The organism is Bacillus sp. S14(2024) (assembly GCF_050473785.1).
Taxonomy (GTDB): Bacteria; Bacillota; Bacilli; order Bacillales; family Bacillaceae_G; genus Bacillus_A; species Bacillus_A yunxiaonensis.
In genome coordinates this window covers 3856836-3881223 of the sequence record NZ_JBFLUP010000006.1, presented here as the reverse complement: position 1 = coordinate 3881223, position 24388 = coordinate 3856836, and the positions used below count along the sequence as shown (strand labels likewise).

Below are 24388 nucleotides of genomic sequence, written 5' to 3'. Positions count from 1 at the left end.
CAAACTGGATTTTTTGTGAAGCAATCCATTCTAACAAGCGCGGATGGGTACCAAAACAAATATTAAGTACACCGAATGGGGAACAAATCGCGGCTGCGTTAACAGACTATTCCGAACACGAATTGACTGTTACTCCTAGTATGTTAGTCGAAAAAGAATTGGAACTCAATGAATGGAGTTTTGTTCATACCACACAGGATGAGAAGGGCTGGGTACCTAATAAAGTATTAGCTATATTAGATGATAACCCTTCATTTATACTAGAATAGCTATTATTCATTATTCGTTATCCGAAAATGAAACAACTTAGAACTTCATTTCAGATAATTTGTAAACAGTTTTACATATCCTTCTACAAAATAAGGAATGGTAATAATGAACAAAATAAAAGGTAGGAGGATAATGATGCATAAGGATTTTCAAGATAACTTCATTCGAATTCATATGTTATATCACGCAAATGAACAAAGCATTTCAACTAACCAAATGAAACAGGAACTTGAAAAACATGGGTACCAAGTTAGTCAAAATGAAATACAGCAACAGTTACAGCATTTAGCTAGCGAACAATTTTTAACATCCTCTCAAGAATCAACTTATTCCATTACTTCAAATGGAAAGCAAGAGTTGAAAGATGTACAGAACAAATTAAAAATACTGGATGAAGAAGTATTACATTAAAAAAGAGCCAATTAAGGCTCTTTTTACTTTCGTCTATTCAAAGAAAATATACACGTGTATAAAAATTTGTTATGAAAAGGGTAAAAATTTTTAGACAAAGTGCAAATACCGTTGATTGGTTATTGATAATATTTAGTCCCTAAATTCCGGCACAATATTTGCTAATAAAAAATAGGAAACTTTTAAAATAACAAGCATCTCCTATGAGAATACAAATATCGGAGGGACAAGAAATGAATATTAGCAAAATGTACACAACAATCGATGCACATGTAGCCGGGGAACCGTTACGTATTATTACAGGCGGATTACCAGTGATAAAAGGAAAAACACAATTAGAAAGACGAGCGTATTGCATGGAGCACTTGGATCATCTTCGCGAAGTTTTGATGTATGAACCGAGAGGGCATCACGGTATGTACGGTTGTATTATTACGCCTCCTGCAAGTCCTCATGCGGATTTCGGGGTATTGTTTATGCATAATGAAGGATGGAGTACAATGTGCGGCCATGGAATTGTTGCTGTAATTACGGTCGGAATTGAAACTGGCATGTTTGAAGTGACAGGAGAAGAACAAAAATTCATTATTGATAGCCCGGCAGGAGAGGTTATCGCGTATGCAAAATACAGCGGAAATCAAGTGGAATCCGTGACATTTGAAAATGTTCCTTCTTTTGTTTACAAGAAAGATGTTCCTGTAAAAATTGACGGCTATGAATTTCAAGTAGACATTGCTTTTGGCGGAGCTTTCTATGCTGTTGTAGACAGTAAAGAATTTGGTTTGAAAGTAAACTTTAAAGACTTATCTGCCATTCAAATGTGGGGCGGGAAAATAAAACATTACATTGAAAGTCAAATGGAAGTAAAACATCCTCTCGAAGAAGATTTAAAGGGAATATACGGCGTTATCTTTTCAGACGAACCAAATGGAAAACATGCGACATTACGAAATGTAACCATTTTTGCTGATGGGCAAGTAGATCGCTCTCCTTGCGGCACGGGTACTTCAGCTAGACTGGCCACGCTTGTTGAAAATGGGGTGCTACAAGAAGGCGGAAGTTTCGTCCATGAATGCATTACTGACGGACAATTTATTGGGGAAGTATTGTCGTCGACAAAAGTAGGTGAATACGAGGCAATTATTCCAAAAGTGACTGGTCAGGCGTTTATTACAGGATTCCACCAGTTTGTAATGGACCCAAGAGATCCGTTAAAACAAGGTTTTTTATTGGTTTAATGTCTAGAAAACAAGGGGATTGAAGAGGAAATGGTGAAGTAACTGTTATATTGGTAAATGATTCAGGAAAGGACGAGGTAATATGTTAGTCATAAATGCAGCTGAACAAAGAAGTTTAGTAGATATAAATGAAGTAATTGAATATACGGCGATTGCCTTACGAGAGTTTTCTGCAGAAAGAACGATTACTCCGATTCGCCATTCTTTACCATTTTCTAATTCGAAAAATACCGCATTAATGATGCCTTCTGTAGCTGAAGACCTTGGTGCGCTTGGGTTAAAAGTAGTAACGGTAGCTCCAAATAATCCTAAAATAGGAAAGAAGACAATAAACGGAGTTGTCATGCTATCTGATTTTGAAACAGGAGAACCACTTGCTCTTTTAGAAGGATCATATTTAACAATGATTCGAACAGGAGCATTATCAGGTGTAGCGACGAAGTACCTAGCCCGTCAAAATGCGAAAAACTTATGCATCATCGGTACAGGAGAACAAGCGAAGGGGCTTGCTGAGGCTATGCTCGCTGTGCGAGACATTGAAAACATTATGCTTTATAACCGAACGGAACAAAAAGCAGTCGAATTTGCCGAGTATATAAAAGGGAAATTTAATAAACCTGTCTACATATACACAGATGCGAATGATGCAGTACGCGAAGCAGATATTGTTGTCACAACAACGAACTCCTTAACACCAGTATTTTCAGATACATTAAAACCTGGCGTTCACGTAAATGCAGTCGGTTCATTCAGACCGGCAATGCAAGAACTACCATCTCATGTCATTTCCTCAGCTCATAAAGTAGTAGTCGAATCAAAAGAAGCAGCACTAGAAGAAACCGGTGACCTGCAAATTCCAATACAAGAAGGGCTTTTCAAAGAAAGCGACATTCACGCAGAACTCGGACAAATTATAAGCGGCGAACGAACTGGCAGGGAAAGCGACCAAGAAATTACTGTATTTAAATCTGTCGGACTGGCCGTTGTGGATATTGTAGTGGCGAAGTATTTTTATGAGAAAGCTGTTGAGAATAAGGTAGGGACGAGGGTTGAGCTATAACCAGAGTTTGATATAAAAAACACACCTCCATACAATGAATGTATACGAAATGGGGGTTTTTGTTTGGTAAACTTATGTTTAGAGCTAGGGAAGTATCATTTATAGCATAAAGAAAAGAAGAGGAGACTATAGATGGATATTTTAATTCAACAAGAGCTTATTGAAGACTACAATAAGACGGAAGAAATTGTGAAAAGAGCCTTTTTTAATGAAGAATTTAGCGATAAAAAAGAACATATACTTGTAAATCGGATTCGGAAATCAGATGCATTTATTCCGGATCTTTCATTGGTCGCATTCAATCAGGATAAGGATATAATTGGCCATATTCTGTTGTCTAAAATAAAGATTGTAGATGGTGATCACGCTGTCGATTCTTTGGCACTCGCTCCAGTTGCTGTTGTACCTGAGCAGCAGAAAAAAGGAATTGGCAGTCACTTAATTCATGCTGCGTTAAAAAAAGCAAAAGAACTGGGGTATCGTTCCGTAATTGTGTTGGGACATAAAGAATATTATCCAAAGTTCGGCTTTCAACCAACTAACTTATGGAATATACAAGCTCCATTTGATGTGCCTGCCGAAATATATATGGCCTTGGAGCTAACCGACAATGCACTTGAAAATGTCAAAGGTATCGTTCATTATTCAGAAGCTTTTTCGGAGTTATAATAAAGAGGCTGTCCATAGAATTCGCTTTCTATGAACAGTCTTTTTTGTATGATGAAATTTGTCGGAAGGTCTTTATTCTGTAAGGATAGATAAAGCATTATGACTTTATCTATCTTTTTTATCGTTATGGGGAACGATGAATTTCCTAGCTTGATGGCGATGTGGTGGTACCCTAGGTAGGAACTTCAAGTCATGGTATTTTTTTAATGGGACAGGGTACCTGTCCCTCCATCCCATATGTCAGATGCTACATTTATTAGTGCTTTTACTGAGGGAGGAGCTTCTTTAATAAAAGGACAAGACAGCCCAATTGTCCGCCATACAGTAGGTTTGATTTCACGAATTTTAACACCCGCCATGTTGATAGGAAGCGCTAATTCCGGTCCAATCGTGATACCAAGACCTTCTTTTACCATGTTCATAATCGTCCCACCGTCCTGTACTTCAAACCGAATGTTTGGTTCTAAATTTGCTTCCTTAAACATATTCCCCACGATTTCTTCAGATCCTAACTTTGTCATAATTAATGGTTCATTTGCCAGAACTTTTAATGTGATATAATCATGTTCAACCAATGGATGTCCTTCTGGGAATGCAACCACCATTTTATCCTTTATCAGTGGAATAAAATCCAATTCAGAATCTGGTATGGAAGAAAAGCCAACATCAACAACGCGAGACAACAGCCACTCTTTTACCTCCTGATAAGTCCCATCGAAAAGCATAATTTCTACCTTTGGATATTGTAACTGAAAAGCGGCTATCATTTTAGGCAGTAAATGAAGGGAAGCACTTGGGAAACTTCCGATTCTAATGGAGCCAGCATCCATTCCTGAGGCTGTAGCTGCCTCCTGTTCAATATGTCGCAAGCGATTAAGAACTTCCCGAGAATGTATGAGAATCTGCTTTCCAACTTCAGATAAGAGCAAACCACGTCGACGATCACGAATCAAAAGAATTACACCAAGTTCTGATTCCAGCCCTTTAATCGCATGACTTACCGCTGATTGTGTCATATTCAATTCTTCTCCAGCCTTTGTAAAACTTTTTGTTTCTACAACCTTAACAAAAACCACTAATTGGGTAATGGTCATGAGCAACACCTCATGTAAATATAAAATATATTAATTTGATTCATTATATAATATTGTCTTATGATTGTATATGGGTAACAAAAAGGAGTGGAATAAATTTGAAAATCATCTTTTCATCCCTGCAATGGGCATTATTTATATTAATGAGCAGCGTAGTAGTTCCGGTCGCTATTGCTTCCAACTATGGGCTTGATTCAATTGCAACTGTTGAGTTTGTTCAAAGAACATTATTTGTTCTTGGGTTAGCAGGAATATTACAGTCATTCTTTGGGCACCGTCTTCCAATTCAAGAAGCACCTGCGGGGCTTTGGTGGGGTGTCTTTTCCCTTTATGCAGGATTAGGTACGGTATTATTCGGATCGCATATCGAAACATTACGAGTTCTACAATATGCCTTTTTATTAAGCGGCGTTATCTTTATTCTTTTAAGTGTTTTCGGGTTGATTGAAAAACTCGCACGTTTATTTACTCCAACTGTTGTTGGCATATACTTAATTCTCATAGTGATCCAATTAAGCAGTTCATTTTTACAGGGAATGTTCGGACTAGATGGGCAAAACGATACCGTTCATTTAAAGGTTCTTTTACTTTCGTTTTTAATTGTAATCCTTTCTTATTGCTTTTCGAAAATCCCTAAAATCGGACATTACTCTGTTCTATTTAGTATTGTTTTTGGTTGGGCGCTATTTTCCTTATTTGGACTTGCTAGCCCTGCCATCAAGGTAAGGGAATTCATTCATTTTCCTAAAATATTTGCATTTGGTTACCCTCGGATTGAACCTAATATGATTATTATGGTCATTTTTATTACATTATTGCTACTTGCGAATATGTTAGCTACAGTACGTGTGGTTCAGCAAGTATTAGAACGTCATAAAATAGAGGTTGATAAAAACCGGTTGAAACAAACCGGAGTTATTTCAGGGATTAACCAATTATTAAGTGGGTTATTTTCGGCAATAGGTCCTGTTCCTGTTTCCGGTTCAGCCGGATTTATTGCAACAACCAAAATAACAAGCAAGAAACCATTTATCTTTGGTTCACTTTTCATAATTACCATTAGCTTATTTCCACCGTTTACTGCATTTGTTGCAGCAATTCCTAAAGCAGTTGGGTACGCTGCAATTTTCCCGATTTTTGCTAGCACCATTGGTTTAGCGTTACAGGAATTTGAAACGGTCGAAAATAAAAAGAACCTATTTCAAATTGTCGGCATCTCTCTTTTTGCGGGAATCGGTGTTATGTTTATTCCTGCTAAAGCATTTGCCACCATATCACCGATGCTTGTATCAATCCTTAGTAATGGCCTAGTATTTGGTGTCATTATTGCCGTCGTAGCCGAAAACATAATAACTAGAAAAAAAGTAAAACATCAGGAAGTCACTAAATTCCAAGGAACCGCATAAAGAAAGGCCAGATCCAACTAACCTTTAGATTTCTAAAATATAGGTCGGAGGATCGTCCACATTCCGTGGCACGTCTCTATAGAAAAAGCGCTATGTATCGCCGTTTATCACCTGTTTATCAATACGATGACAATTCGTACACATAGCGCTTTTTGTGTTTTCTATAGGTCCTTATTTTTGACAATTTTAAGACCTAATAGGTGAAAGCAGGAGAGCCCGAATTTAAATAAGCAGTCACGTCGAGCTGGAAATGTGAGATTAACAATGAAAAATGAATGATGTAAGATAGAATCGGCATTGATAGCTAAACCCGCTTATAGAAGCAACTCAGTTATTCCATTAAAGGGGGCGATTGTGGAGCAATACAGGTAGAAAATGATTAAACTTTTTATAAAACCGAAACATAAATCTGCTGGATAAGAAGCCATTTTGATCAAACTTTTTTTAAAATGGCTTCTAGAGCGTTGAATTTTGGGGTTAGGCCACCCATCAATTTAAGAACTCATTAAGGTCAACTGTAGAGGGCTATTGATTATTTTTTCACTAGGTTAACCCATACATGATAAAAATATGTATGACAAATAGACCCTAATGGATCTAAATTTTTGATACTATGTAGCTCGCTTATTTTCACTCCTAACAAGCCCCCTTAAATGTTCATGATAACTTGATTATATAACGCTGGGTTTCCATTATCATTTCACCCAAATGAACTTGAAGCAAACTGTAAAATACGTTTTTCGCTAAAGTAGTCTACAGCTTGCAGTGGCTTCTGCACGTTCTCTCTAAAAACTTGCTGTTATTTGTGATACGGTTCATCGCGCTAGGTCCATGATTTATATATACAGTTTATAAACATATTTCTAGCTAAAACACGTGGATAAACTTGTGTTTTAGATCATGTCCAGAAATATAGGATTTTCTGGACAAATCGGATTTGAGTCCTTAACGTACAGGAAATTTTTTTTTCAATAAGGCATTACAACAATAAAGGGATATAAAACAACTATTAAAAACACCGTCTAGGTTAACTGGACGGTGTTTCATGTTCAATTCAAGTACCCTTTAGCTTAACAATACTTTGAGTTTAGTCGGTTTTAGGCCAATCCCAACCAAGTTGTAGGAATAATCCTAAACGATCGCTGACTGCCCGAATCTCACTAATCTTCTGATTGGTTACAGTAAATATGCAAATTGCCTCGTTCTCAAACTTACCATTAGTCGGTATTGGCATTCGAGGATGGCTCCCAGTATGGACACCACTTTGGGTGATTCGTGCAACTACGCGGGAGTTTTCAGCAATAAGTTCCTCAATATGGAAGTGTAAGGGATTAAAGGCCGCCAACTGCTGCCTTATACCATCAAAGGCTGCACCAGGCTTATCGTCCTCGCCATAGATAATTTTATTATAGTCAATTACGTCTTTAGACATAAACTCTATTAATTTCTCAGGTTGGCGAAGATTAATAACCTTGAAGAAATTCTCTACTATCTTTTTATTGCTCACAAGCTCTGAAATATCCATCTTTTAAACCACCCTTTTAAAATTAATAAGTTAATTTCCCCTCATAGGTTTATTCAGGAATACTATCCTTTAGTACAAGTAAATAATTTGCACTATACTGCCTTTGTTAGTGTAATAAGAAAAAACGATCCTGCATTTTCTGAATTGAATCCCGAATTATGGACACTGTGAAAAAATTCATGATTCGGGGTTTTTATGTGATGGGTATTCATTTGCTAGTTATATTGAGAACAGCGCCTCCTGAACATCGTTTTGAAGAACGTACTTGGCATTCGTGTGCTAGTGAGGAATTTGGTGTACTTTATTAATGTTTTTTGTCGGAATTGAGATACAATGAGGATAGATACATTCTCTTATTTAATACATAACGGTGGTGCCAAACATGGACTATAATTTTGAAGTTTTATCACTTTTAGATCATTCATTTGAGTTTGAGAAGCTGCATAGTAAGTTGAATCGTTTTAATCCTTTTAAAATATTAAGGGTAGATAAATTTGAAATTCGTCACTCGAATATAATTTCTTGGCTGCTTGATCCAAATGGCAATCATAATTTGGGGGCTTTTTTTATAAATAAGTTACTCTCTAAAGTATTTGTAAAAGCAGAGAATGAAAATTTAATTGGTAAATATGACTTCATTAAGTTACATAAACAAGCTCTGCATGATTTGGAAGTTCTTCGTGAAGTGCAAACAACGGATAATAAACGCATTGATATTTTAGCTGTATCAGAGTCTCAGAAGATTGTAATCTTGATTGAAAATAAATATAAGTCGTCAGAATCAGATGGGCAATTACAGAACTATTTAACATTTGTTCATGATACATACGAAGGCTATACGATTGTTCCAATATTTTTAAGTTTGGATGGTATCGCTCCAAGTCATTCAGATTATTTTATTTTAGATTACGAAGATATATTAAATATATTAAAAGCATATTTGGAGATTAACAGTACCTACATTTCTAATTCGATTCAAGACTTTCTTTATTACTACTTGGATGTATTAGAAGGTGAACTTGTTCGAGATGAAGAAGATGTTGAACTGGCAATGAATGTGTACAAAAAGCATAAAGATGCAGTGGATTTTCTATTTGTGGGTAATGCAGGAAAGACATTAGGAAAATCTGCGCATAGTGCAACATTAAATATCATTGATCAGTTGAATCCAGAGGAGCGTGAGTCTTTCCGGAAAATATACGCGGCTCATGCAGAAACAATTAATTTTGTATATGAAATAGGAAATAGTGTAATGAGAGAAGCATTCTTGCAATTTGTTCATCAAAATAAGATTCCAGACACTTGTTATCGTGAACATATTCGTGTCCCTTCTTTTATTTTCCTTGAATGGAGACAGCTTGATGATGTTCTAGGAACACCAAAAGGAGACTGGTGGTTAAATAACGCTCTTATTATATGGTTTGAGAGAAAAGCAGACGACCGAATGAAATTAATTATTGAAGTAGGTCCATTAGAGTATGAAAAAAGATTACAGCTATTGAACAAATTAGAAGAGAACGGGATATCTATTAAAGGAAGATCGAAAGAACCAGGATCTATGTATATTAGAATTTATGCTGCAAATGAAGAAATTTACAGTTGGACAGATAAAGAAGAAATTCTTCGTAAAATGAACAAAATGTATAATAGCAATGGTTTTAATGAAGTCATTTCATCAATAGCTGAGGCAATAACAAGTATTGTATATGAGGAAGATACTGAGGAAAACGAAACTTTTCATTCTGATTACATACAAAGTAATCAAGCAGATAAGGGTACTTTAGCTGCTGCATTTCAAATGTTTATTACACAACATAATCTGCAAGAAGAATGTTACAACATACATCATAGACTACCATCGTTCATTATGCCAGAGTTCCGATTACTTGAAGAAAAATTCGGAGTACCACAATGGAATTGGTGGTTAAATAATTGCCTAATTATGTGGTTTGAACGCTTAAAAGACGGTAGATTGAAATTTATCATAGAAGTAGGTCCACTGGAATCTTATAAAAGAATCGCGTTACTTACAAAACTTGAAAACAAAGGCATGAAAATTAGTGCACGAGCTAAAAATCCAGATGCCTCTTATACAAGGATTTATACGAGTACGAGTAACATTAATGATTGGTCGGATACGAAGGAAGTATTAAATAGTATGAATGCGTTGTTTGATGAAGAAGCATGCCGTGGGGTTATAAGTTTGTTGATGGATATAGCAGGTGAATGAATATCTTACTTTGGAATGGACGCTAAAGTAGAAAAATAGAGTAGTGTTCATATATAGTTGCATGCTATGGTTTTGAAAAGCTATCTTTATGGGCATTAGATTAATAAAATGATATAAAAAGACAAATAATACTCCTTCCTATTTAGCTGCATACTGAATAAAAAGGAGTATTGTTTTATTTTAAGGAAGGGTTATTTGTTATTGTCATTAATAATACTAGCTATATAAGTATTATTTAACCAATAGCATTGTTTTGTAATTTTTTGTCCATCAGGTAGTATTATTTTATCTGAACCGTCTTTACCTTTTGGGCGTATGTGTGCGACGCCGTTAAAATTGCTCTTGGGCAAATTATTTGTTTCGATTTTTTTATCGCCACGTTTCTTATACTGAATTTGAATGCCTTCTTTTATCACTTTGTTGACTTCTTCCCACAGCTGTTTCATTTCAGTTTCTATTGTATGAGCAGGCATATTCCAAAGCTTGATTCCTTTTAAATAAAGTTCACGTTTTGGGTTTTCTTTTTTTGTTTGTCTAAATTCAAAAACAACAAATAAAAATTTTGTTTCATAAAATCTTTCACGTAAATGACTTTCTTCCCATGATTCATTTGTCCACTGATTAAAATCAATATTTTCAAATGACATGCTTTGTTCAGGTTTACCACTTGGCTCTAAGCGTATTGTTTTAAATTGTATATTTGCTTTTGCGAACTCTTCAATATTATCAAGGCGTGTTCCTTTAATCCCTAGTAAAGAACTTACTAATGATGGAACAAAGCTTTTAGAACTAGGTTTATAATCTACCAATAATTTTTGTGCAATTTCTTTATCAGTCAATCCTATATATGATTCAAATTTAGAGTAAAGAATTTCTTCTAGAGATTTGCTTTTTAACTCGTTTGCATTTGTAAAACTTACTAGTTCTTCATTTTGAATATATCTGCGTACTAGTGCTGTCATATAAGACGGTTTTAATGAAAATGCGCGTTGCATTGCTGGTGTCTCGGAATAAGGTTGGGGGCGAAGAGAATTCTTATTGGATCCTTTTGTACAAGCTCCTAAATAGTTTGTATCCCCTTCTGATAATTCATGTGCTTTTCCAGAGCGAATTTTAGTGACGATTGTTTCCCAATCTTGTTTAATTATTTCTAAATCAGCTTCTGGGTATGTGAAAAGCACACTTTTCGTAATATGAAAATCTTTACGATCCACATCTGCTAGCCATTCATAAAACATAAGCAATAGTTTTTCGTTTTTCTTCCAAAAGCTTGATGTTTCAAAATGTGTATCAACTTCTTCCATATAGTTGATAATATTTAAAACTAAACGTTCTTTAGCTGATAAGGAACCATTTTTATTTTGTTTAAATGGAGTTACTTTTAGTTCAACACCAAGGTGTTTGAAATCAGCTTCTGCTTTTGAGTTTATTTCATATCCGAAAAAACTTTCTTCTACTACTTGGCCGAGACCACCTTTTGATTTTACATTTGCCAATCTGTTAGTAAGGTCGATTTCCCCGAATGTTTTTCCTTCCGCTTCTTTAGCTTTGTGCATTAGTTCTTCTACTGTAGTGAATTCCATTGTGAATTCCTTTCTCATGCGTATTGATTTATTAAAATTAATTGCTGAATGGTTTATTCGAAACAATATGTATAAAATTATGCTATAATAAAAAGCTGTTTTTCATTTTTTATAATTGTCATATCAATAATATAAAAAGGGAATATATGTATATAATAATTTTTATTTTCGATCTATACAAGAAGTGCTGTTTCGTTTATAATGTTCCTAAACAAGCACTAGTGTTCTTATGTATACAATATTAAGAGAAGATTGTCTTTCCTTGTTTGGATAACATTACAGCTAATCTTCCCTATACATTTTTATTATAATGAAGCATAGGTAAATAAGATACCGAAAGGATGTTCGTGTATTTATGATGAAAGTAGTAGAACTTTTTGCGGGAGTGGGAGGTTTTAGATTAGGTCTTGAAGCAAATGAAGACTTTGAGGTTCTTTGGGGAAATCAGTGGGAACCGTCTACTAAAGCACAACATGCATATAATTGTTATGCAACTCGCTTTGAAAATAAAGGAATACATGTAAATGAGGATATAGCTAAAGTTTGGCAAGATATACCTGAACACGATTTATTAGTAGGGGGGTTTCCTTGTCAAGATTATTCTGTTGCACGTACTTTATCGAATGAACAAGGAATACAAGGAAAAAAAGGTGTTCTTTTTTGGGAAATTATGAACATTGTTAATAACCGTAAGCCTAGGTTTGTTTTATTAGAGAATGTGGATCGATTATTGAAGTCACCTGCGAAACAAAGAGGCCGTGACTTTTCTATTATGTTAGCGAGCTTCCGAGATGCGGGTTATACGGTGGAGTGGCGAGTAATTAATGCTGCGGATTATGGCTTCTCGCAAAGAAGAAGAAGGGTATTTATTTTCGCTTATTTAAACGAATCGCATTTTGCTTCTGTTCAAAATGGGAATGAGTCATTAGAAATCTTATATAAAAATGGATTCTTTGCACCGATATTTAATGTACATGAAGCGCCTCTGGAGAACAAAAAAAGAGGAGAATATACTTTGCCAAGTGACATTGTAGAAGTGTCTGATACGTTTAAAGCAGAATATTATAACGCTGGTGTAATGAGAAATGGACAAGTATATACTGAAGAAGTTCTTCCAGTAACTGAAGACTCTGCAACATTAGGTGAAGTTGTTCAAAAAGCATATGAAAACTTTGGACCAGCTGATGAATCTTATTATTTAAAAATGGATAAGGTGAATAAAAAAGGTCGAACAGAGTTTGAAGAGCTTCAGTATTTGAAAGGTCCGAAAAAAGAAGAAAGAGTATCAAAAGCAACTGGACACAAATATTTCTATGCTGAGGGAGGTATGGCCTTCCCGGATGATTTAGAAAAACCAGGCCGTACAATGTTAACAAGTGAAGGAACATGTAATAGAAGTTCACATGTTATTGAAGATCCATATACAAGAAGACTAAGATATTTAACTCCTGTAGAATGCGAATTACTGAACGGGTTTCCTATGGATTGGACAAACACAGGTATGCCACAGAGAAACAGATATTTCTGTATGGGTAATGCACTTGTTGTTGGGTTAGTGGAACGAATGGGTAAACGGATTTTAGAAATCAATAAAGAAGAGGAAGAAATGGGTGGTTGGGTACAACTAAGTTTACTTTAAGAATTTATAATGGGTTCTTATAAAGAGAGTTGTACCTCCTACAAGATAGAAAATTTTTAAAAACAGGCTGATTCTGTATCAATACAGAGTCAGCTTATTTGTATTTCTTAAAATTGGATGTGGAAGTGGAGGAAGTTATGAAGAACAGATATGGTTTTTAGTATTTTAATATTATGGTATAAAGTCTAAAATAAATGGTGAGAGAATTCTATGCCTCTATATTCAACACTGTCTTTGGTTTTATTTGACTCTTAGTTGGCTTGTTTTATACAACACCTCATCGTTTCCAAAACAGCAAATTCTTTGAACACATTAAATACATTATGCCCTTACCTTCAAGAACTAATTATTGTTTTTTGAGGGGACTTGATTATGCAATTTTTGGTTTATACGGAATGGTAACAAAAAAGAAGGTTTTTATAGCATATTAGCACATGATTCAATTCAATACCCATATGAAGAAGTAAAATATGCTTTAGAAACATTGTGGAAAAGAGCAGATTCGACGAAAATGACAATTAAAGAGTTGGAGGCACAGCTTCAAGAAATAGGAGATTGGATAAATGCTGTAGAGAAAGCGACAAAAAAATATCAGCCTAACTGGGTAGGATACTACTGAGCGAATTTATTCAATTTTATTTATATAAGATATATTTTTACTACATGCTAACATTTTCGCTACATAAATAAAAAAACGGTAGAATTATGTTAAGATGTATCACTTATATGAAGAAAACATTTGATGTATTGTGGTTTATTGCTACTACAAATTATTTTTAAGGTTTCTCATAAATTGAGAAGCCTCTTTTTCTATTTTGGATTCATAATATTATTCATTTTAGTTAGATATTGTGACGTGTATAAGTTCAATAACAACTTGTTTATATTATAAAAAAATAGAGTAGTAGTATTAGATTTATAATTAAAGTACTGTATTTTGGAATTATTTACAACTGAATATTGATATAATACATAGTATAGTATTCGTAATAAAACGAGAGGAAGGAGATACTATACCTTTTGAAACAGGGGATTGAGCAGATAAATTTGGAAATAGGTATGAAGGGAGATGGATAGTAAAGCAATTATTTAGACTAATTAATGAAGAAATATCATTTGTTATTGTAGAGGCTATTGGTGAAGAGGAGAGTAAGAGGGAGATAATCGTAGATATTTTAATTGAAAATGATAGCCTATTTAACCCCTAATTAAAGTTGAAAAAGTATTATTTATTCAATTTTAATATTCAAGTGAATATCAATTTTTATAAATATAAGCTGAAGTGTAAATGATGATTCTCTAGTGAAAACTAAAAAACACAGTATAATAAAAATATGGGGATTATATGTTTTGTAAGAGAATTAAATATAATAACTTATGTAGACATAGAGGAAGGTTCGGAGCTAAGTACGTTACTTGTACTGTTTTTACTAATCTAGAATTACAATGTATGTAGTTTTTGTTTTCTTAGATTAAAAATGAACAATCAAATTATCCAATAGATAGCAGATTATGAATGAAATTGTAAGATATATAAATATTAGATGGGGGAGAAGGGAAATATTCAATTGAGCTTAAGGATAAAATTAAAACAAAGCAGGACTGAAGAGCTAATTTAAATAAATTTATTATGGAAAGAGATGATTTTGGATTATAAATCAGTTGGGAATAAAAAATTTAATTAGTTTTAAGTAAAAATATTATTATGAGGGGGTTAGAAAATGTGGTTTGAAATGAGATACTATAGTACATATTTTTTTGCTAATGCACTTAACAATATTGTACATGGATCAATTAATTATCAAGAAAAACTTGAACCTTTTCTTGATGGAGAACTATTTTGTTATAAATATAGTAAGAATAGTGCACTTCACAGATTTATTGAGTATTGCTTTGACATAATACTTCATGAAACAATTCATCAAGAACTTGAAGATATAATTACAAGGCATTCATATATTCTTTGGATAGATAATGCATTATTATATCATAATATTGAAAATTCAGGGATCGACCAATGGCTTGTTGATAAAGGAAAAGCGAAAGTTACCCTTAATGAAGATGATATCGTTGAGTATTATGAATACTTAGAATCTATAGGTGTAATGTCTAAGTTAAAAGAAATTATAGTTGAAGAAGTGTTTTATATATTATTTCTAAACCGAGAGTTTTTAATGAAATTTAATCAGTTAATATCAGATTATCAAAAAATGAAAGAATGGGATGATATAGAAATTAATAATAGAGATTTATACATACGGCCAGGATATCTACAGAGGGTTACACCACCAGGTTGGGTGAAAAAAGCAGTCTTTTTTAGGGATAGGGGTGTATGTGTTGTCTGTGGTACGGACCTTTCAAATATATCTCGCATTTTGGAAGATAGAGAAATTCACTATGATCATATAGTTCCTTTAGAAGATGGTGGAATAAATGACATAAGTAATATGCAGTTAACATGTCAGCCACATAATCATGAAAAAGGAACGGGGGCCTATACTTCAAACCGTTATCAAAAATGGTTTGAAAGGGGTAAAGAATAAGATAAATTCGTTACTAGAAGTATCTCTTAGTAACAAATCTAAACGTGATTCATCTGAAAAGATATGCTGTGACTTTTCTAATTTATAGTTTTCATCAAGTATTGCAGGATTAGAAACGATAAATTTTTCGATACCTTTTTCTAAAACTTGAAATACTTCTTCGGCAGTTAAAATTCTATTAGCAAGTCTACCCTTATTTTCATTTTGTTCAATTAAGTTTAATAAATAATCAACATCAGATTGATTTAATTCCTTCCAAGTACGAAGTGCAGAAGAAATTGCACTTAACAAAGTTTGACCAGGATTAAGATTTGCAGGCCTTGATAATTTACTTAATAACTCAGGTGTGATTTCCAAGGGTACTTGAAGAACTTTAGATAGAATAGGATTTCCAAACGCAATACATTCACTCGATGCTAGTTGTTTCAACTCTTTCTTTAGGTGAGGGTTATCATATTTATTCATTATTAGACGATTATGTTTTACATCTTTTACAAGTGCAACTTCTTCAATCACATAATATGCAGTTATATAGCGTTTGTTATGTACTGTCTTATGAAAGAATAGATAATTTCCCTTGTTCACTTTTAGGAGCTTTTCAGTATTGGCTCCTGATTCTCCATATGTATACTCTTTTAGCATTGGATCCTCATGTCCAAGATTTCTTTCAGCATCTTTATAACCAATTAGATAATTCAATACTAATCCCCCATATTAACTCTAGTATCATTATAATTTGATTGGAATAAAATGGATATCATGAATTGTTTAAGTAGCATCTGTTGTTCTTTCATATATTCGTCTCACTAACATACACTTCGGGCATGTGGAGTGCTGTCATTACTTATTAGAAGAGGTTAATAAAAGATGTAGCAGTGAGTATAGGTCCCATACTAAGGGGCCTTTTTTATTGGGAACCTGCGTGTCTAGCATCCATAATATTCCATATATAGTCCTGCACTAATTTACCTGACGCTAAAGTATCATCTTTTTGTAATGCATTTTTAGCGAATGTCATGAATTTTAGTTAAAATATGAAGTATATTTTGGAATTTTTTATACAGGCTTGATTTAATATGCTAACATTACGGTAGATGAATTAGTGGGATTAATTAGTACATTAAATTTGTTATAATTAATAATTGAGATTTATGTTCGTTGAATACTTGCTGCTATTAAATAATTAATTGAGCGTCCTATTATTGATTATCGGGTTAGGAGCATCAAAAACGTTCAAAATCAAACATGTTCAGCACCCTACAAAAAATAATACTAAGATTAGTGAAGTAATCATTTTGGATGATTGGATAAATTTATTTTAAAAAGAACTGAGGTTAAATAATACAAATGAAAATGGATAAACAGCAGGCTGAAGAATGGAAACAAAGAACTTCGGGTGAATTATACATAGCTGATGAAGAACATTTTCGACACAGCGACTTATTTTTAGAGAACTATACTGATGTAAAAGAGGCTATTACGTCAGCTCTTAACGGAAAGGTAACTGAACAAAAGTTCAATTATGAGTTCAAAAAAACTAAAAGAAACCCCTATTATAAAGGAAGAATTGAAACTACTCCTCTAAATAAAGGGATTAGAAATAGATTTAAAAAATCAAAATTAAAATTTAAATATGAGGTTACATTTAAAGAAGGTGTTTTTTTGGATTCTTTACAAACAGGTGGATTTGATTTTGCTCACATTGATGACCAATACAATTTGGTTAATTTTAGAAATCTATGTTCTGGTAGAAGGGCTGTTTTTGATGGACAAGAGTTATGGCAAAAAGAACTAGATAAACGACCGCTTTGGCATGAATTATCAAAAAAGATGAATTTAGACACACCTACTGGTACTGATTTAAACTTTAAAAAGCAAATTCCAACTATTCTCGGTGAAATTCAATTTGGTAACTGGGGTCTAGTTTATCGAGATATATTAAAAGTAATTCAAATTGAACGAGATGAAGATGTAGATTTATTTATTTATATAACTGCAACAGGAAACCTTGCTAATGCGATAAGTGGTGGAACAGTAAATTTCGAAAAATCTAAGAATATATTTGAAGAGTTTAAAAGCGTTTTAAGTATGCCCATTTGGTTAATTGGTATAGATATAAAGTAAAAAGGAGATATTATGGTAATTATTACAAAGTAATTATAAGATTAATAATAATGTTTAATAGAGTCATTATAAAATCATTATATACGTATTTTTGGGTAGTCCCTGTTTTAATTAAAAGTTGTTTAAAATAGGGACTACAGGATTTTACTTAATTTTTGCGAAATATTCTGTCTGTACTAAATCGAAATGTTCTTCTATAGGACCCTTTAATTTAAAATATTTAGGTTTATTACTATTTAAATCGTATACGCGATAAAGATAGAATTGTTCTGCAGATTCTCTTGAAAATCTTACTTCAGAGTCTGAAATGAGGAATCCTTTATTTACTGTTTCACTAGAACCCTTCACTTCTATATAAATCTCAGTTCCATCTATTTCGAAAGATTTGATATCATATCCAAGACCATCACCCTGTGTTTCTGAAACATGTTCTACCTGTTCAGCTAAATCTGCACGATTAGCTGCTATTAGTTTTTCTTTTTCAATATTTAACACCATTACTTCTGCTGCATCACCAACAATTTTATTTCTCCTTTGTTCTCTCTCATAATTTCGATTCGTCGCACATCGACCTCTTCTTTGGTTATTTGTTCGTTGAGAATCATCTTCTTGTTTTTGGGAAAAAGGTGGTTCAACCTCTATCAAAGTTTTATCTTCTATTGATATTTTGTAATCATCTGTATCCGCTTCATCTAAAGCTGTGTTTGTCTTAGCATTACTATTATTAAAATAAATCCTGTATCCTAAAATTCTATTAAGTTCTTGTGCTTCATCTTCAAAGGCTAAGATTTGTTCGCTTTCAATAATTTGTAAAGTTCGTAGTGCCATTTCTCTCAAAATATTGGAGATACTTTCTAACTCTATTACTTCTTCTAAAAGTGTACGGCTTTCGAGTAACACTCTTAGCAATGGATCTTGGATACGTGCTTTTGCTGTTATTTTTGGGAAACTGTTAACCTTCGCCATATAAAGCCGATCATATGCGCTTAACAATTCTCTAAATTTTATATGATTATTAGCCAACTTACTGAATTGGAATAGGTTGATCATTATATTAATTTTCCGTCTTTCTTCATACATTGTTCTTGCATCTTTGAGCATTTCAATTATTTTTTCTAAACTTTTATTTGCAAAGATGCCTAAGAAAATGGATTTTCCACTTTCCTTACCTTTGATACCTAACCAATATAAAATTCTCGAAGAAATAGAACCATTTGTCATTACTTTTCCATCAGAGTCTACTTGATAATTTAAAGTGAGTTTATCTATTTCTCTATGTTCTAATCCTTCTATTAAATGCGCATTCATAACATCAATATGAGTTTGAAGACTATTTCGAATGTGTTCTGAATCTCGCTCATCGCCTTCGGTTAAATTAGATAACATCTCCATAATTTGTTGATTAGTCATTTCTTGTTCTGTTTCATTTACTGAATCCACAAAATATAACTCCCTTATATTTCATATAAAATATATTTATTCTAAAATAAATATACCATAAATTCTGAATGTTTAAATTCAGGTATAAAATACGGCTAATTCATATGGTGGTAAGATAGAAATCAAATATATAGGAAGCGATTAAAAAAAACTCGTTTGTGGAAGTGAAATAACTTTACTATTCAGGGACTGTTAACAATTAATTCAGATGAGGATTTAATACCAACTCTAGAAATTTTAATGTCTTTAAATTTAAAAGCTACTCTTTAAAAGTCTTTAATATCGATGTTCTATGTATAAGGGTATTTAGTTTATTATTGAAAATTAATAGTATGAAGATGGGAGAAAAGTCTCATAATTTAACTATGGGAAAAGGGAGTGAATTTATGGAAGCAAAAAAAATCAACCAAGAATCAATCGATGAACAAATTAAGCTGTCTCTTAGAACGCTTGATTACAAGTACCATCCTTTGAAATTTCGAGGGGAAATAAAGTCCCTCAAAATCGTGCTAGTTCCAATTGAGGATATCTATTACCGTCCGAGGAACCATCGGATACAATGTGCTATGAAAGAATGTATTGCTAAGACCAATGGTCGACTAACGGAAGAGATACTTTCAGCAGATATCCGCCGAAAAGAAGTTCAGGAGATGGTTGAAAAAGCTCTGTGTTTTGCTTTAGGGGAAGACAGTGCTCAGTTGGAAGACAAATTGGTAAAAGAGCATCAGACTACACCTCTAATTCTTTCACTTGGTAACATCTTGGTAAATGGAAACTCAAGGTATTTCATTATGAAAAAGTTATACGAGCTTGCCCCTGTGAAATATGCTCATTTCAAAGAGATTCGATGCGTATATCTTCCGGAAGACGCAACGGAATCAGAAATCGATGAATTTGAAATCCAAGAACAGCTTGAACCCGATGTGACTGTGAATTATTTATGGTATGAAACCGCTAATTGGATGATGGAATACAAGCGATCTAGCCATAAAGCGAATGAGGAAGTGGCAAAAAAATTCCGCCTTCCGAAACTCGATGCAGTCAAGATGATGCATGCTCTCGAAGAAGGTCTTTTGTATTTGAACCATATCGGAAAACCGCATCAGTACCGTTTAATAGAACATGAAAGATCTGCCCTTGAAGCGCTTTACGATATGAAGAAAAAACTAGGGAAGGAACCCGCCAAGCAAAAACTAGCGGAACATCTTTGCTACGGGTATTTAATCCTTCCGATTGAGGAGCGACCTGAACGTCTGTTTTTATATTTCCGCCGTATCGGCAACTTTTTAGAAAAGATTGAAGAAACTTTACTTGAAATTGGTCCTGTTGCGGATGCGTTATTGGAGTTCCCTAGTAAAATTGATGAGGAAAAAGATGAAATCGATGCCTTGTTTGGAGATGAAGGGGATTTAAGCAATGCTGAAAAGATACTTACAACCCTGAAAAATTTGGAACCTCAGAAACAGGGACAGGTTCGGGTAATGATTGACAAAGTCATTGACATTGAAAAAATAAAGGCGAAAGACAAAGAAAATAAATTAATTCCTGAAATGGAAATGCGCCAAGCGATTGACCATATACAGAATTCTTTTGCCCATTATTCAAACGAACATGCTCAAAGGGTTGCAGCCTATATTGACCAAGCCCTGAAACTTCTAACAGAGTATTCAAAGAAGGTGCGAAAATGAATGTTGAATACCTTCAGGATACCAATGAATTCTTTATTGATTTCAAAGGTTATCATGAATCCATTGTTTATAACTTTAAACAAATTTACCAACTTCAGGAAGAAGATGAACCTGTAATTCCTGCATGGAAATTTTTAAATCAGATGAATGCATTCGGGGCGTTTATCCGCATCCATAATTTAAAAAAAGAGGTAACGATTAGTGATACAGCTAAAAGCATCTTAGTCAAAGCGAAACAAAGCCAGCAGGAAATAAAAGATACCTCTTTTTTCGGTATGTTTCTTACAGAACAGGAAGTTTCTGCTACTTTAAAGGATATCGGATTCACCAGGATATTAAAATGGTATCAGATGCGGAATGTAAAACTCCTTCTTGAGAAAAGTGCAGATGCGGATTATTCAGTTCCTGGATCAGGGAAAACAGCCTGCGCCTATGCCCTTTACGGGATTCGGAAAAAAAAAGAGAATAATTTGGTTATGATGGTAATTGGTCCAAAAAATGTGATTGGTTCATGGGAGCAAGAAAATATCTTTTGCTTCTCCTCTCCCCTGACCACCTGCCGTTTAGAAGGAGGTTTTGCAAAGATTGAGGCACTTCTTTCAGGGAAATTCGATGTTTTTTTCATTACCTATGAACAATTGCTAAATGTTCACACAATAATCTCCTCTTTTCTTCGGAAAAACAAGGTGGCTCTCTATTTGGATGAATGCCATAAGATGAAAGGAGGGCTTAGCTCAAGAACTGGAACGGTTATTTTAAACCTAGCCCATCTTCCTAAATACAAAACCATCATGAGTGGTACACCCATGCCGAATTCCTTGGAAGACTTAGTCAGTCAACATCAGTTTTTGCTTCCTTCTATTAAAACGAATGCAGATTCCGTAGCTCAGCAAATGCAGTCCCTATATGTCCGTACTACCAAACAAGAAATGAATCTTCGTCCCTATACCATTAAAAAGACTATTGTTCATATGAATAAAGAACAAAAAGCCCTTTATGACCGTTTAATCGGGGAGGAACTGGACCGTTTGAAATATGAATCATCCTATTATATGGACATGGTGAAGCGGATTAGACGATATGCAATTAAGATGATCCAGCTTTCATCCAATCCTCGTCTTCTTTTGAAATCTTCTCCAGAACTTGCGTATGTGAAAGAATTTGAGGAGGCGACCAAACAGTTAAGTCCCAAATTGATGGTGGCTATTGCCCGCGCCTACGAACTTGCTTCAAAAGGGAAAAAAGTCTTAATATGGAGCAATTTCATTGATACTATTAAATTGCTAGAAAGGAAACTTGCCCCTTTAAAGCCTGTGACTATTTTTGGGGAAACCCCGACAGGCGATGAGGATGATCCGTATACAAGGGAAGGAAAAATCAAGCGTTTCAAAGAAGATGAGCGTTGCTTTGTCATGATTGCCAATCCGATGGCGGCTTCGGAAGGAATCAGTCTTCATCAAGTTTGCCATTATCAGGTGTTCATCGACCGCAATTATGATTCAAGACTGTTCGAGCAAGCGATTAACCGAACGCATCGGGTAGGTCTTTCCGACGAACGGGAAGTCGTGATTGAAATCCTCCTATTAAATGGAAGCATTGATGTTAATGTGGATAATCGATTGGATTTGAAACTGTTTAATATGTACCAGGTTTTAAATGACGAACGTTTATCGGTTGAAAATGAAGGAGAGGTAACAGACTCGGATTATGAGGAACAATATGGGTTTTACAGCGGGATGAATTTAGATGATTCCAAGAACTTATTAAATTCATTGCTTCTGTCAACAGACTAACCGGAGGGAATGCTATGTACTCCATTGGAACACTTCTTTCTTGTTTTGAATTTTTAAATTCGCTTGCAAAAGAACCCGTATCGGTAAAAATGTTCCAGGAACAGACCAACTATGTCTATACCACGCCCCATACGGTTCTTAAATTATTGAATGCTTCGTCCTGTATCGTAGAAAATAATGGATTATGGTATCTTACAGAGAAGGGAAAAAAGTTTCAATCTAACGAAAACCTTTTTTCTTCTAAAATAGGTCCATCAACAAAAGAATCCATGAAAAGTTTCCTGAAAGATTCTCTTCTTCATCTTCAACCTTTATGGATTAAACAGGTATACAAGGGGAGACTGGAGTGCCTGAAAAGAATCAAGAGCCCACAGGAGAAACGGGACATGGCAATATTGCTTCAGGAATTGGAGCTTCTTCGTGAAACCACAGATGAAGCCATTGAATGGTGGGAAGAATTGGTTTGTTATTTTGCTCCTAATGACGAAATGAAAAAAGAAACAGGAAACCAAGGCGAGAAATTAAGCAGAGAATACGAAAAAGAACGAGTCGGTTCATACCCTCATTGGGAAAGTAAATTTTCAAGTTTTTCAGGTTATGACTTACTGTCGACTGTTTCCTATACAAACCAAGAGAAGCTACATATTGAAGTGAAAAGCGCACAACATTCTTTTGTTTTTTATTTAACAAGAGGAGAATGGAAGAAAGCACAAGAAACAGTTCATTATGTGTTTCATTTTTGGCATCTGGCAATGGGAGAGTTATATATTTTCACACCTCATGATATTTCACACCATGTATCAGTTAATCAGGGAAACGGTGAGTGGACGGTTTGTGAAATTGAACTATCCAAGGAAGAACAAATGACATTTCGAGAAAAGACGGTAAAAACTGCTTAAAAGAGGCAGTTTTTTGTCTTTTATGTATTGATTACAATTTGAGATATTTTAGTCAATTTTTCATACAAACTATTTGTAAAGGATACGGAGATTGGGATTATATTTCACAGCTAAGTTGATGAACACTTTTAATTAATCATTTAAATTCACTATTAGTATTTGGTAAAAATATTTTGTATAAGGGATAATTCTGAAAGATGTATCAAGAGAAGATGCGATCGCTTTATTAGATAACGGGGAACTTGATGCAGTCTTTACGGCTGATTTATTTAATGAAGGTTTGGATATTCTTTCTGTTGATACGCTTATATTTGTTCGCCCAACGGAGTCGTTAATGATCTTTATATAGCAAATTGGATGTGGGTTAAGATTACATGAAAAAAAGAGTATTGTGTAGTGATTGATTTAATTGCCAATTATCGAAATATAGATGTAAAAATGCAAATGCTTCGTGTTGACGGAGGCATGGCCTTCCCGGATGATTTAGAAAAACCAGGCCGTACAATGTTAACAAGTGAAGGAACATGTAACAGAGGTTCCCATGTTATTGAAGATCCATATACAAGAAGACTAAGATATTTAACTCCTGTGGAATGCGAATTACTGAACGGGTTTCCTATGGATTGGACAAACACAGGTATGCCACAGAGAAATAGATATTTCTGTATGGGGAATGCACTTGTTGTTGGGTACAACTAAGTTTACTTTAAGAATTTAGAATGGGTTCTTATAAAGAGAGTTGTAATTCCTACAAAATAGAAAATTTTAAAAAATAG

The 24388-nt window shown here is 34.2% G+C and carries 17 protein-coding genes and 2 pseudogenes; 14 read left to right on the top strand and 5 right to left on the bottom strand.

Annotated features, from left to right (window positions below):
• Window positions 1-405 precede the first annotated feature (405 nt).
• From AB1279_RS19660 to AB1279_RS19645, 4 genes are all read left to right on the top strand, one after another.
• On the top strand, window positions 406-681 hold the full coding sequence (locus AB1279_RS19660; RefSeq protein ID WP_429760537.1) for a winged-helix domain-containing protein: 276 nt from the start codon (window positions 406-408) through the stop codon (window positions 679-681).
• A gap of 233 nt (window positions 682-914) precedes the next feature.
• The gene (locus tag AB1279_RS19655; RefSeq protein WP_429760535.1) at window positions 915-1919 is read left to right on the top strand and encodes a proline racemase family protein; all 1005 of its coding nucleotides are present in this window, start codon (window positions 915-917) and stop codon (window positions 1917-1919) included.
• A gap of 82 nt (window positions 1920-2001) precedes the next feature.
• Window positions 2002-2979, top strand: coding sequence for an ornithine cyclodeaminase family protein (locus tag AB1279_RS19650; protein WP_429760533.1), 978 nt, complete (start codon window positions 2002-2004; stop codon window positions 2977-2979).
• A 132-nt stretch (window positions 2980-3111) separates the two neighbouring features.
• A complete protein-coding gene (locus AB1279_RS19645) occupies window positions 3112-3648 on the top strand; it encodes a GNAT family N-acetyltransferase (protein ID WP_429760532.1) in 537 nt (178 codons plus the stop codon).
• Window positions 3649-3851: 203 nt separating this feature from the next.
• Here AB1279_RS19645 and AB1279_RS19640 read toward each other — a convergent pair whose 3' ends face one another.
• Entirely contained in the window at window positions 3852-4742 is an 891-nt protein-coding gene (locus AB1279_RS19640; protein WP_429760531.1) for a LysR family transcriptional regulator, read from the bottom strand.
• A gap of 98 nt (window positions 4743-4840) precedes the next feature.
• Here AB1279_RS19640 and AB1279_RS19635 point away from each other — a divergent pair, with 98 nt between their 5' ends.
• Window positions 4841-6148: a purine/pyrimidine permease gene (locus tag AB1279_RS19635; protein ID WP_429760530.1), complete on the top strand. Its 1308-nt coding sequence runs from the start codon at window positions 4841-4843 to the stop codon at window positions 6146-6148.
• Window positions 6149-7235: 1087 nt separating this feature from the next.
• Here the strand turns inward: AB1279_RS19635 and AB1279_RS19630 are convergent.
• Window positions 7236-7673 carry an ester cyclase gene (locus AB1279_RS19630; protein ID WP_429760529.1) on the bottom strand — a complete coding sequence of 146 codons (438 nt, stop codon included), beginning with the start codon at window positions 7671-7673 and terminating at the stop codon, window positions 7236-7238.
• Window positions 7674-8055: 382 nt separating this feature from the next.
• On the opposite strand from AB1279_RS19630, the gene AB1279_RS19625 reads away from it, so the two are divergent.
• Entirely contained in the window at window positions 8056-9903 is a 1848-nt protein-coding gene (locus AB1279_RS19625; protein ID WP_429760528.1) for a PD-(D/E)XK nuclease family protein, read from the top strand.
• Window positions 9904-10094: 191 nt separating this feature from the next.
• On the opposite strand, the gene AB1279_RS19620 is transcribed toward AB1279_RS19625, so the two are convergent.
• Window positions 10095-11486 carry a Sau3AI family type II restriction endonuclease gene (locus AB1279_RS19620; protein ID WP_429761498.1) on the bottom strand — a complete coding sequence of 464 codons (1392 nt, stop codon included), beginning with the start codon at window positions 11484-11486 and terminating at the stop codon, window positions 10095-10097.
• 355 nt (window positions 11487-11841) lie between these two features.
• Between AB1279_RS19620 and dcm the strand changes: the two genes are divergently transcribed.
• Both dcm and AB1279_RS19610 read left to right on the top strand, forming a co-directional pair.
• Complete coding sequence (dcm, locus tag AB1279_RS19615; protein WP_429760527.1) at window positions 11842-13125, top strand: DNA (cytosine-5-)-methyltransferase; 1284 nt, start codon at window positions 11842-11844, stop codon at window positions 13123-13125.
• 1721 nt (window positions 13126-14846) lie between these two features.
• Complete coding sequence (locus AB1279_RS19610) at window positions 14847-15668, top strand: HNH endonuclease (RefSeq protein ID WP_429760526.1); 822 nt, start codon at window positions 14847-14849, stop codon at window positions 15666-15668.
• Here AB1279_RS19610 and AB1279_RS19605 read toward each other — a convergent pair.
• Entirely contained in the window at window positions 15627-16367 is a 741-nt protein-coding gene (locus AB1279_RS19605) for an endonuclease NucS domain-containing protein (protein WP_429760525.1), read from the bottom strand. The two genes, AB1279_RS19610 and AB1279_RS19605, sit on opposite strands and share 42 nt — an antisense overlap.
• A 648-nt stretch (window positions 16368-17015) precedes the next feature.
• On the opposite strand from AB1279_RS19605, the gene AB1279_RS19600 reads away from it, so the two are divergent.
• A complete protein-coding gene (locus AB1279_RS19600; protein WP_429760524.1) occupies window positions 17016-17792 on the top strand; it encodes a BglII/BstYI family type II restriction endonuclease in 777 nt (258 codons plus the stop codon).
• 144 nt (window positions 17793-17936) lie between these two features.
• Here AB1279_RS19600 and AB1279_RS19595 read toward each other — a convergent pair whose 3' ends face one another.
• The gene (locus AB1279_RS19595) at window positions 17937-19232 is read right to left on the bottom strand and encodes a DUF3883 domain-containing protein (RefSeq protein WP_429760522.1); all 1296 of its coding nucleotides are present in this window, start codon (window positions 19230-19232) and stop codon (window positions 17937-17939) included.
• Between the two features lie 386 nt (window positions 19233-19618).
• Between AB1279_RS19595 and AB1279_RS19590 the strand changes: the two genes are divergently transcribed.
• From AB1279_RS19590 to AB1279_RS19570, 5 genes and pseudogenes are all read left to right on the top strand, one after another.
• A complete protein-coding gene (locus AB1279_RS19590) occupies window positions 19619-20920 on the top strand; it encodes a hypothetical protein (protein ID WP_429760520.1) in 1302 nt (433 codons plus the stop codon).
• Window positions 20917-22713, top strand: coding sequence for an SNF2-related protein (locus AB1279_RS19585; protein ID WP_429760519.1), 1797 nt, complete (start codon window positions 20917-20919; stop codon window positions 22711-22713). Before AB1279_RS19590 ends, AB1279_RS19585 begins: the two co-directional genes overlap by 4 nt.
• A gap of 386 nt (window positions 22714-23099) precedes the next feature.
• Window positions 23100-23612: a protein NO VEIN domain-containing protein gene (locus tag AB1279_RS19580; RefSeq protein WP_429760517.1), complete on the top strand. Its 513-nt coding sequence runs from the start codon at window positions 23100-23102 to the stop codon at window positions 23610-23612.
• 193 nt (window positions 23613-23805) lie between these two features.
• Window positions 23806-24077, top strand: a pseudogene (locus AB1279_RS19575) (DEAD/DEAH box helicase family protein); the annotation flags it as partial.
• Window positions 24069-24311, top strand: a pseudogene (locus AB1279_RS19570) (DNA cytosine methyltransferase); the annotation flags it as partial. The pseudogenes AB1279_RS19575 and AB1279_RS19570, both read left to right, overlap by 9 nt.
• Window positions 24312-24388 lie beyond the last annotated feature (77 nt).